This is a genomic window from Nitrospirillum goiasense, from assembly GCF_034427435.1.
In the GTDB taxonomy this organism is placed as follows: Bacteria; Pseudomonadota; Alphaproteobacteria; order Azospirillales; family Azospirillaceae; genus Nitrospirillum.
In genome coordinates this window covers 1,284,093-1,295,000 of the sequence record NZ_JAXQNP010000004.1, presented here as the reverse complement: position 1 = coordinate 1,295,000, position 10,908 = coordinate 1,284,093, and the positions used below count along the sequence as shown (strand labels likewise).

The following is a 10,908-nucleotide window of genomic DNA, read 5'->3' as shown; positions in this document are numbered from 1 at the left end:
GCCCCTTCAGCACCTCCACCTTGTCGAAGACCACCAGGTCGGGTGGGGAGAAGATGCGGTCATCCATGGTGGTGGGGATGCCGTCGAACTGCAGGTTGGTGATCTCGAACCCACGCGAATAGAAGTTCACGCGATTGCCGTCGATGGGCTCCACGATCACGCCCGGCGTCTGGCGCAGGGCGTCGTCCAGGGTGACCAGCTTCTGTTCCTGCAACTGCTCCGCCCCCAGGACGGAGAGGGACTGCGGCAGTTCATGCGGCGTCATCGGCAGCTTGGCCGTGACTGTCCGGGCCTTTTCCCGATCCGCGGTGATGATCACCGTCGCCGCGGTATCTCCACTGTCCGTCACGGCCCCGTCCGGCGCCGCCGCATCGGACGCCGCCTGGGCCGCCATCACCGGCAGCAGGGCGATCAGCGCCACGGTCCCCATGAGTCCCCAAGCACGCGCCGGATTCCCGACCTTATTCATGTCTCGATATCTCCAATTTCAGAAGGCTTGCGCCGCGTTTCGGCGCTCCGGCGCCCCCGCGCCGGAATGAGGGGCGGCCAAGGCCGCAGTGATCTCGCGCGCCCGGATGGGCAGGACGGACAGAAGGGTGTCGCTGAGGCCGTGCGTCGGCTCGTTGCAGCCTTGAAGGAAAATCCCCGCCGTGCAGGCGTCGGTGGTGGCCAGGCGATAGTCGCGCCGCACCCCCTCCCCCGTCAGCCAGGGGGTCAACGGCTCCAGCAGCCGGTGATGCTGCTGGCGACGATAGCCGGTCGCCAGCACCACGCCGCCATAGCGGCGGGTCCGGCGCTCGCCCCCATCCAGGCTCGCCAAGTCCAGCAGCACGCCGTCAGGCCCGCTGGTCAGCCGCACCTCGCGCACCTCATGGCGTGGCAGCAGGCGGTGCCGGTCCAGCCGTTCCACCTTTTGCTGATAGAGGATGCCGTAGACCGTCTCGATCAGGTCGGGGTCGACGACGGCGTAATTCGTGTTCTGGAATTCCCGCAGTATGCGCTCCCGTTCCTCCACCCCGCGGCCGTAGTGGTAATCGGTATAGGCCGGGTCGAAGATCTGGTTGACGAAGGGGCTGCTGTCGGCGGGCCGCATGGCCGGCGCCCGGGCGATCAGGTCCACCGCCACGCCCCGGGCATGCAGATCCAGGAAAATCTCCGCCGCACTCTGGCCGAAGCCGATGACCGCGACGCGGCCGGCCCGGGCCAGGGTTTCGGCGCTGGCGAGATAACTGCTGGAATGGATGACGCGGGCGTCGGCCAGGGCGCCGGCGAAGATTTCGGGCACACGGGGGGTGGCGCCCACGCCGATGACGACATTGCGCGCCAACCAGGTCCGCTCACGCCCACCACGGCCGCGCGACCGCGCCCGCAGACGCAGCACCCGGCCGTCCTGCACCTCCGGCTCCAGCGCCACCACCTCCTCGCCATAGTCGCAGCGGTCGGCGAAGTGACCTGCCACCCAGGCCAGGTAGTCGTTGAACTCCCGCCGCGTGGGAAAAAAGGTGCGCAGGTTGATGAAATCCTGCAGCCGACCCTGGACATGTAAATAGTTGAGGAAGCTGTAGGGGCTGGTCGGATCGCGCATGGAGACCAAGTCCTTCATGAACGAGATCTGCATGCGGCTGCCGTCCAGCAGCATGTTGCCGTGCCAGACGAAGCTGTCCTGCCGTTCCAGGAATCGGCAGGAGAGGTCAGGCCCGCCCTCGGCCAAGGCGATGGCCAAGGCCAGGTTGGATGGGCCGAAGCCAATACCCAGGACATCCAGCGTCCGGGGCGGCTCATTCAGGCTGACGGTCGTTCCCATGACTCAGCCCCCGGTCTTGGGCGCGGGATCGGCGCGCGGCAGCCACAGCCGGTCATCGAAGAAGCGTTCCCGCAACAGCATCACCAGCAGGGCGCGCTTGTGAGGAAAGTTGAATTCCTTGACCTTGGCGAAGCCGGAACGATCGAGGTTGCGGATCTGCTGGTGGTGATCGGCCCGCGGTTCACCCACGATGCGCTGGGTGCGCACATCGTCCAGGAACATGAAATGGACCAGCGACGGCAGCCAGGCGCTGACATAGGCCTTGCCCCGCACGCTCTCGTCCCCGATCAACACATGCCAGCCACGGTCATAATCCTGGGCGTCGTAGAAGGCGCCGATGCGGTTTTCCTTGGCCCAATAGACCTCGAAATAGCCGAAGGCCTCACCGTCCAGGCTGGCGATCAGCGGCAGGGTGTGCGGGTCTTCCAACTGGTTTTCCAGATAGGCCCGGTGCTGCTCCAGTTCGCCCTCCTCCTGCCAGAAGGCGGCGACGCGCGGATCATTCATCCAAGCGTGGAAGCGGTTGAGGTCGCGGTCCATGTCGGTCAGACGGAACGACAAAGTGCGGTCCAGCCAGGGGATGCGCCGCTCATACAGCAGGCCCGGCACCTTGGCCGGACGGCGCGGGTGGTAGCGGCCGTGGCTCAGCATATGAACCTGGGGCTGCAGACTGCCGCCGGGGCCGCGCAGCCACAGCTCCGGCTTCTGGTACAGGGCGGCGGCCAACACACGCGCCACACCACCCGGCGCCATCGTCAGGACGCCTTCAGCCTCCAGCGCGGCCCGCAGGTCGGCCGGCAGGGACAAGCTCAGGTCAGGCGGGTCGCCCGCCTGGGTCAGGGCAGCGTCCAGCGCCGCCAGCGCCGCGACGGTGCGGGAACCGGCGCCGCCCATGTCGTGCAGGAAGGCCAGGACCGGCCCGCCCTCCGCCTGATCCAACCGCCAGCGCTGGCGGACGGCGCCGCCCATCTTCACCACCAGGGTATCGCCTTCCCATAGGCAGCGCGGTGCGACACCTGAAACGTAGGGAATGGTGCCCGCGGCACGGTTATGCGGATCGCCTGTCATTGCTGTCGCCCTCCCGGCGGCGCCGACACTTGCGACGCCCCGTCGTTGAAGGTGTGGCCCAGGAGTTGGCCGGAGCCGGCGTCGGCCGGCGCGGCCGACCAGGGGGTCAGCACGCCGCCGTCGCAGCGCAGGACCCGGTCGGCCAGGGGGAAGTAGCGGTCGTCGTGGCTGACCGCGATGATGGTGCGACCGCCCCGCTTCAGGTCGGGCAGCAGCTCCTCATAGAAAAAGCGGCGGAAGGCGGGGTCCTGGTCGGCCGCCCATTCGTCCAACAACAGGATGGGCCGCCGCTCCACCACGGCCGACAGCAGCGCCAGACGCTTGCGCTGCCCTTGGGAAAAGCGGGTGTCGGAAAGGCGGCCATCGGCGATGGCGACCTTGTGGTCCATGCGCAAGCGCCGCAGGAAATCCCGGGCCAGATCCTCATCCAGGCAACCGTCGGGCCCCACCAGATGATCAAAGAGATAGGCCGGGGACAGGACGGCGCTGACCTGCTCACGGTGCCAGCCGCGCAAATCCTCCGTCACCGCCACCCCGCCCAGGCGCAGGTGGCCGGCGGCCGGCCGGCGCAGGCCCGCCAGCAGGGCCAACAGCGTCGACTTGCCGCCGCCGTTGCCGCCGACGATGAACAGTGTCTCCCCCACCGGCACCGTCAGGTCGACAGGGCCCAAGTGGAAGCCCGCCTCCCCATCTTGGCCGGGGTGGTCGTAGGTGACGCCCGACAGCTCGAACAAGGGCGGCGGCAGGGCCGTGGCGCCGGCGGGGGTGGTGGCCGCCAGGATGGGGCCACACGGCACGTCGAAGCCGGCGCGGTGCGGCGCCAGGTTCAAGCTTTCCACCTTGGCCAGCGCCACGCCACCCGCCATCAGGATGGGCAGCGTGCCCACCAGGTCGTTCAGCGGCATGCGCAGGAACAGCAGCACCAGGACGAAGCCCGCCACCTGTTCCCGCGCCAGACCCAGACCGGTGCCGACGACGAACAGGCCGACAATCAGGCCCAGAATGACCAGGGCCGTCCAACTGAGGCTCAGGACCCAGTAACGGTCGGCACGGGTTTCGGTGGCACGCGCATGGTCGGCCGCCGCCTCCACGTCCAGGCGATGGAAGACGGCGCGGCGGGCGGCGTTCAAGGCCAGTTCGCTGCGCCCCTCGATGGCCCCCCGATAGCCGGCGAACAGCCGATCGTCGGTGGCGCGCACCTCCATCATCAGGCGGCGCATGGCCATGACCCAGCCCTGGGCGCAGGCCACGGCCAGGCCCAGGACGATGGCGCTCAACAGGAACAGCTGCCACGACAGCCAGGCCAGATAGGCGAAGCCGCCGCCCAGCAGGATGCCGTTGTAGAAGACGAAGGGCAGGCGGTTGAAGGCCTGGCCCACCGCCGTGATGTCCTTGGTCAGGGTGGCGTACAACGCCGCCGCGCCGATGCCCTCCAGCCGGTCGATGTCGGTGTCCAGCAGGCGTTTCACCGTGGTGGTCCGCATGTCGCGCACCACGCGGTGGCCCAGCGCCGTCAGGATGGCCTGTGAGGCGAAGCCGCAACCGAACACCAGCAGCAGGGCCACGCCCAGGATGGCGAAGGTAGTGGCGTCGGCGGCCAGCGAGCCGGCGATCAGGCGGTTCACCAGGGCGATGACCACCAGGCCGGCCACGGCACCAACGGCGCCCAGCGCCAGGGCCAGGGGCAGGCGCGCACCGAAGCGCCGCATCAGCGTGGACAGCAGTCTCATAACGTATCCAGCAGATTGGCCATGAAGGCGATGTCCTCGGCCTCGTCCACGGCACCCAGGGCGTCCACCAGGGCCGCCATGGCCCCCAGGGTCGGCGCCTGGAACAGCCGGGCCAGGGGGATGTCGCGGCCGAAGGTGGTGCGGATGCGGGTCTGCAGGCGGGCCAGGCGCAGCGAGTGACCGCCCAGCAGGAAAAAGTCAGCGTCCAGCCCGGTGACCGGCCGGTCCAACACCTCCGTCCACAGCCCGGCCAAAGTGGCGGCCACGCCGGTCAGGGGGGCAGTATCGGCGGCAGATGGCGGGGCCGTCGCCTCCGGCGGCGGCAAGGCGCGGCGGTCCAGCTTGCCGCTGGCGTTGAGCGGCAGGCGGTCCAGCCGGACGTAGATGGTGGGCACCATGTAGGCCGGCAGCCGCGCGGCCAGGAAGGCGCGCAGGTCGGTCGGAACGCCTTCCCCTCCGGTCATGAGATAGGCGCACAGGATGGCCTCCCCATCCGCCGGCATGTGGGCGGTGACGGCGGCCTGGCGCACCTGGGGGTGCGCCTCCAGCGCGCCTTCCACCTCCGCCGCTTCGATCCGGAAGCCGCGCACCTTCAATTGGTGGTCAGCACGGCCCAGGAATTCGATGGTTCCATCCGGGCGGCGGCGGGCGCGATCACCGGTGCGGTAAATCCGGCTGCCAGCGCCGCAGCCGGGCACGGCCCCATCGGGAAAGGGATTGGGTGCGAAGGCCGCCGCCGTCACCCCCGGCTGGCCGGCATAGCCACGCGCCAGGCCAATGCCGCCAATCCACAGATTCCCCGCGGCGCCAGGGGGCACGGGCTCCAACTGACTGTCCAGGATGAACAGGCGGTTGTTGGCGATGGCGCTGCCGATGGCCACGGCAGGTGCCGCCCCGTCCGCCGGCGTCACGGCATGCGCCGCCGACCAAACGGTGGTTTCGGTGGGGCCGTAGACGTTCCACAGGCGGACACCCCGGTCCAGCAGCCGGCGGGCCAGGTCGCCGCGCAACGCCTCACCCCCGCACAAGGCGCGCAAGCCCGGCCAGCGGCGGTCCGTGGCATCCAGCAGCATGCGCCAAGTGGCCGGTGTCGCCTGCAGGCAGGTGACACCCTGATCCCGGATAAGCCCATCCAAGGCGATGGGATCCAGCGTCTGCGACCGGCTGGCCAGCACGACTGCGCCACCGGTGGTCAGCGGCAGGAACAGTTCCAGGCCGGCGATATCGAAGCCCACGGTGGTCACGGCCAGCAGGCGGTCATGCGGCCCGGCCGCCAGGTGCGCCCCCATGGCGCGCAACAGGCTGGAGATGGCCCGCCGGTCGATCTCCACCCCCTTGGGCACACCGGTGGAACCGGAGGTATAAAGGCGATAGGCCAGTTGCCGGGGATGAACGGGCAAGCCCAAGTCGCCGCCGTCTTCCTCCCCGCTGGCCCCGTCCCCATCGGTGACCCCATCGCCCTCCAGCACCAGGTGGGGGCGGGCATGGGCCAGGATGGTGTCGATACGGGCGGCGGGCTGGTCGGGGTCCAGGGGCAGATAGGCGCCGCCGGCCTTCAACACCGCCAGCAGGGTCACCACCAGCGCCGGCCCCCGGAGCAAGCGCACGCCGACCAGGGTGTCGCGGCCCACGCCCCGCGCCACCAGGCGGCGGGCCAGACGATTGGCACGGCGGTTCAGGTCGCCATAGCTGACGGCGGCGCCGTCGAACACCATGGCGGCACGGTCGGGCGCCCGCATGGCCTGGGCCTCAAACCGGGCCAATAGGTCGTCGGCCGGCCCCAGATCCAGGGCTGTGTCGTTGCCAATGGCCAGTTCGTGGGCCCGGCCCACTGTGTCCAGCAGCGGCAGCGTGTCCACCGCCGCGTCGGGGTTGGCCAGCAGGCCGGCCAGCAGCGTGGCGAACGCGCCGGCCATCGCGGCCACGGTCGCCGGATCGAACAGATCGGTGGCGTAGTCGATGGCGCAGTGGATGGCCGCCGGGGTGAGCGTGACCTCCAGCGCCAGGTCCACCTTGGCCGTCGTCTCCGCCACCGGCATGGGCTCGATCGCCAGGCCCGCCAGACGCACGGTCGCCGACGCGCCCATCTGCACATTGACCATGGTCTGGAATACGGGCGCGCGGCTGGGATCGCGCGGGGAAGACAGCCGGGCCAGCACTTGGTCGAAGGGGGCGGCGCCGTTGCCGATCAGGGTGCGGGCGGCATCGCGCAAGCGGCGGCACAGCGCGCGGCCGGTCAGGCCCGGCTCCATCGCCGCCGGGAAGATGGCGGTGTCGACGAAGAAGCCGATCAGCTCCTCCAGTTCCTCATCCTCACGCCCCCCCAGGGGCACGCCCACGGCGAAGCGCCGCTGCCCGCCCCAGCGGGACAACACCACCTGCCATGCGGCCAGCACCAGGATGAAGGGGGTGCAGCCTTCCGCCCGGCCCACCGCCTTGAGCACCGGCAGCAGAGGGGCCGGCAGGTCGAAGGCATGACGGGCACCCCTGCCAGACCACACCGCCGGGCGCGGCCGGTCGGTGGGCAGGTCCAGGGCCGGCAGCGGTTCACCCAGTACGGAGAGCGCACCATCCACCGCGCGCGCCACCCGCCGCTGCGCCCCGGGCCCGCGCTGGGCCGCGGCGTAGTCGGCATACTGCAGGGCCAGGGGCGGCAGCAGGCCGGCGACGTCGGCCCCCTCCTCCTCCATCAGCGCCGCCTGATAGGCCCGCATCAGGTCCCGCGCCAGGATGGGATTGGACGCGGCGTCGGACAGGATGTGGTGCAGCGCCAGGATCAGGGTGTGGTCGGTGGGGCCGGTTCTCACCAGCGTGGCGCGGATGGGCGGGGCCGCCGCCAGGTCGAACGGCCGCATCGCCTCCGCCCCCGCCCGCGCGGCGGGATCGCCCACCTCTTCCAGGACCAGGCGCAGGGCGGGTGCGCGCTGGATAAGCTGGATGGGCCCGTCCTCCCCTTCCGCGAAGCGGGTGCGCAGGATGGCGTGGCGCCAGACCACCGCCTGCAGCGCCCGCTCCAGCGCCGTCCTGTCCAGCGGGCCCGCCAGGCGGAAGGCCCGGGTCAGGTTGTAAGCGGTGTCAGCGGGATTGAAGCGGTGCAGCAGCCACAGGCGCTCTTGCGCATGCGACAGCGGCGCCGTCCGTTCCACCTCGTTCACCAGGCCATCCATCGGACCCACCTCATACGCTAATCAGACTTAGTCGCGATTTGGGGGCGCGCTATTCCGCCGCCAGGGCGATGCCCGGCCGGTCGGCCAGGGCCGCCTTCAGCCCGGCCCGGAAGCGGGCGGCGATCTCATCCACCTCCTCGGCGGTGACGATCAACGGCGGCAGGAAGCGCATGACGGCGCCATGGCGCCCCCCCACCTCCAGGATCAGGCCCCGCTCCAGGCAGCATCGCTGTATCTGGCGGGCCAAGTCACCGTCGGCCGGCCGCGCGCCCAGGCGCAATTGCGGCCGGCGTTCGTCCACGACCTCCACCCCGACCATCAGGCCCAGCCCGCGCACGTCACCCAGGCAGGCGTGATCGACCCGCAGGCCGTTCAGGTGATCCATCAGCCGCCGCCCCAGGATGGCGGCCTGTTCATCCAGGCGGTCGGCGCGGATGCGGCGCAAGGTTTCCACCCCGGCCGCCATGGCCAGTTGGTTGCCGCGGAAGGTGCCGGCATGGGCGCCGGGGGCCCAGCGGTCCAGGTCCTGGTTGTAGACCACCACGGACAGGGGCAGCCCACCCCCAATGGCCTTGGACAGCACCACCACGTCCGGTTCGATACCGGCATGCTCGAAAGCGTAGAGGCGGCCGGTGCGGCCCAGGCCGGTTTGCACCTCATCCACGATTAGGGCCACGCCATGCTCACGTGTCAGGCGGCGCAGGCCCTGTAGCCAGCGCACCGGCGCGGGAATGACGCCGCCCTCGCCCTGCACCACCTCCACCACCACAGCGGCGGGAAGCAGCACGCCCGATTCCGGGTCGGTCAGGATTTGCTCGATCAGGGACAGGCCGGCGTCCACCCCCGCCTCCCCGCCCAGCCCGAAGGGGCAGCGGTAATCATAAGGGTAAGGCAGCATCTGCACGTCCGCCCCCATGGTGCCCAGCGGCTCCTTCGGGGCGCGGTTGCCCATCAGCGCCAAGGCCCCCTGGGTCATGCCGTGGTAGGCGCCGGAGAAGCCCAGAACGACGCGCCGGCCGGTGGCGGTGCGCGTCAGCTTCAGCGCGGCCTCGATGCCGTCGGCGCCGGTGGGGCCGCAAAACTGGATGCGCGCCTTGGCGGCGAAGGCCGCCGGCAGGCTGGCGAACAGATCCTCGACAAAGCGATCCTTGACCGGCGTCGTCAGGTCCAGCGTGTGCAGGGGCAAGCCTGACTCCAGGGTCTCACGCAGGGCCGTCACCACATCCGGGTGGTTATGCCCCAGGGCCAGGGTGCCGGCGCCGGCCAAACAATCGATGTACACCTGCCCCGCCCCATCGCGGACATAGATGCCGCGCGCCTCCCTCAGCGCCAGGGGAATCCGGCGAGGATAGGAACGGGCGTTGGATTCCCGCGCCGCCTGCCGGCGCAGCAGGGGATCGTCCTGCAGGCGGATGGGCGGCTGGCCGCGAAACCCGGTCAAGGTCAACGGCACAGCACCCTGAAGGTCGCGAGACATCGCGCATCTCCCTTGGTCTTGCGAAGACGCCGGCCCATTGGCGCGGGCCGGCGGCGAGGTCAACGCGCTTGGCCCGCCGCTTCCAGAGCGCGGCGCAGGCTCAACGGCCGCATGTCCGTCCACACCGTCTCGATGTGGGCCAGGCACTCATCCCGCGTGCCGCTGACGCCAACCGCCTGCCAGCCGGCGGGCAGCGGCTTATGGTCCGGCCAAATGGAATATTGCTCTTCCCCGTTGATCACGACGTGGAAGCGGGTGTCAGGGCTATCCCAGCTCATACGTGGTCCCCATCGTTGCCTAACAACTTCTTTATAATTGATAGTGATTCTTATTTGCAAGTCATTTCAGGCTGGGGTAGCGTTAGCCACGTTCGGGGACGATCGGTACGTCAACAGCGGAAAGCTTGATCACATCGGATTGGGCGGTGGCGCGTGCTGGAGAAAAACCACCGATGGTTTTACGGGAATTCCTGCCCCGGTCAACTGATGAAAGTGATTCTCATTCCTAAGACATAGGCCCCAGCATGTCCCCTGGCGGGATAGTCGCGCCGATTCGGGGGCGTCCTCAGCGGTGTCTGGGAAGCAGGCAATCACACGGAATGGATTGAAATGGATACACTTCCTTCCCCCACCATCCCGCCCGCCGTAGCAAGGGCTCAGCCCCTGCAGTTGACCCCCCTGCTGGGGGACCGGGACGCGCCCCTGCCCCTATTGGTAACGCCTAAGGTGCCGGGCACGGTTTGGCGTGAGGTCTTCACAGACATCAAAAGGGTTGTGGCCCAGGTCCTGCCCACGGTGGGGGGTGTGGTGTTCCGGGGGCTGGATATCCAGGGCGACGCACCGTTTCGCGCCTTCGTGGAAGCCTTCAGCCGGCCACTGCTGGATTACGACTTCGGCTCCACCCCGCGCTCGATGGTGGAACCGGGGGTCTACACCTCCACCGAATACCCGGCGCACCAGTCTATCCCCCTGCATAACGAGCAGTCCTACACCCTGCGCTGGCCGGGCACGATCTGGTTCCATTGCGTGACGGCGTCGGAAACCGGCGGCGCCACACCCATCGCCGACAGCCGCGCCATCTACCGCGCCCTAGATCCCGATGTCCGCCGGCGTTTCGCGGAGCGGCGGCTGATGTATGTGCGCAACTACGGCAACGGCTTGGACCTGCCATGGCAGCGTGCCTTCAACACCGACGACCCGGCGGCGGTGGAGCGGTTCTGCCGCGCCAACGCCATCGAATGGGAATGGAAGGAGGATGGCGAGCTGCGCACCCGCCAGATCTGCCAGGCAGTGGCCCGCCATCCCACGACGGGGGAGATGGTGTGGTTCAACCAGGCCCATCTGTTCCACGTCTCCGGCCTGCCTCACGCCGTGCGCGATACCCTGCTGGCGGTGGTGGAGGATGAGATGGACCTGCCCCGCCATGTCTTCCACGGCGACGGCGCCCCCATCGCGGAAGCCGACTTGGCCCACATCCGCCGCGTGCTGGACGCCCACACCGTGTCGTTCCCCTGGCAGGCAGGCGACGTGATGATGCTGGACAACATGCTGGCGGCCCACGGCCGCGCGCCCTTCACCGGCGCCCGCAAGGTGGTGGTGGCCATGGCCGACCCCATCCATGCCCCTGAACTGTCCGCCGCCGCGCGCTGACCGTTCCCGCACA

The 10,908-nt window shown here is 69.4% G+C and carries 8 protein-coding genes (1 of these 8 cut by a window edge); 1 reads left to right on the top strand and 7 read right to left on the bottom strand.

The genetic code is table 11. From position 1 onward, the window contains the following. The 7 genes in view from ULB03_RS27260 to ULB03_RS27230 are tightly spaced (at most 59 nt apart) and all read right to left on the bottom strand, a layout consistent with a single transcriptional unit that may run on beyond the window. Nucleotides 1-430: the 5' end (the start) of a TonB-dependent siderophore receptor gene (locus tag ULB03_RS27260; RefSeq protein ID WP_322486221.1), read on the bottom strand. Its footprint begins 1,724 nt before the window's first position; only the first 430 of its 2,154 coding nucleotides appear in the window; it begins with the start codon at nucleotides 428-430; the stop codon falls past the left edge of the window. 57 nt (nucleotides 431-487) lie between these two features. After that, on the bottom strand, nucleotides 488-1,804 hold the full coding sequence (locus ULB03_RS27255) for a lysine N(6)-hydroxylase/L-ornithine N(5)-oxygenase family protein (protein WP_322486220.1): 1,317 nt from the start codon (nucleotides 1,802-1,804) through the stop codon (nucleotides 488-490). Nucleotides 1,805-1,807: 3 nt separating this feature from the next. Next, a complete protein-coding gene (locus ULB03_RS27250; protein ID WP_322486219.1) occupies nucleotides 1,808-2,872 on the bottom strand; it encodes a GNAT family N-acetyltransferase in 1,065 nt (354 codons plus the stop codon). Beyond that, the gene (locus ULB03_RS27245) at nucleotides 2,869-4,602 is read right to left on the bottom strand and encodes a cyclic peptide export ABC transporter (protein WP_322486218.1); all 1,734 of its coding nucleotides are present in this window, start codon (nucleotides 4,600-4,602) and stop codon (nucleotides 2,869-2,871) included. The genes ULB03_RS27250 and ULB03_RS27245 overlap by 4 nt, the downstream gene beginning before the upstream one ends. Next, entirely contained in the window at nucleotides 4,599-7,769 is a 3,171-nt protein-coding gene (locus tag ULB03_RS27240) for an amino acid adenylation domain-containing protein (RefSeq protein WP_322486217.1), read from the bottom strand. Before ULB03_RS27240 ends, ULB03_RS27245 begins: the two co-directional genes overlap by 4 nt. A 49-nt stretch (nucleotides 7,770-7,818) precedes the next feature. Then, nucleotides 7,819-9,246 (bottom strand): diaminobutyrate--2-oxoglutarate transaminase, encoded by a 1,428-nt coding sequence (locus ULB03_RS27235; protein WP_322486216.1) that lies wholly within the window; start codon nucleotides 9,244-9,246, stop codon nucleotides 7,819-7,821. A 59-nt stretch (nucleotides 9,247-9,305) separates the two neighbouring features. Then, a complete protein-coding gene (locus ULB03_RS27230) occupies nucleotides 9,306-9,524 on the bottom strand; it encodes an MbtH family protein (protein ID WP_322486215.1) in 219 nt (72 codons plus the stop codon). 330 nt (nucleotides 9,525-9,854) lie between these two features. Between ULB03_RS27230 and ULB03_RS27225 the strand changes: the two genes are divergently transcribed. After that, the gene (locus ULB03_RS27225; RefSeq protein ID WP_322486214.1) at nucleotides 9,855-10,895 is read left to right on the top strand and encodes a TauD/TfdA family dioxygenase; all 1,041 of its coding nucleotides are present in this window, start codon (nucleotides 9,855-9,857) and stop codon (nucleotides 10,893-10,895) included. Nucleotides 10,896-10,908: the final 13 nt, after the last annotated feature.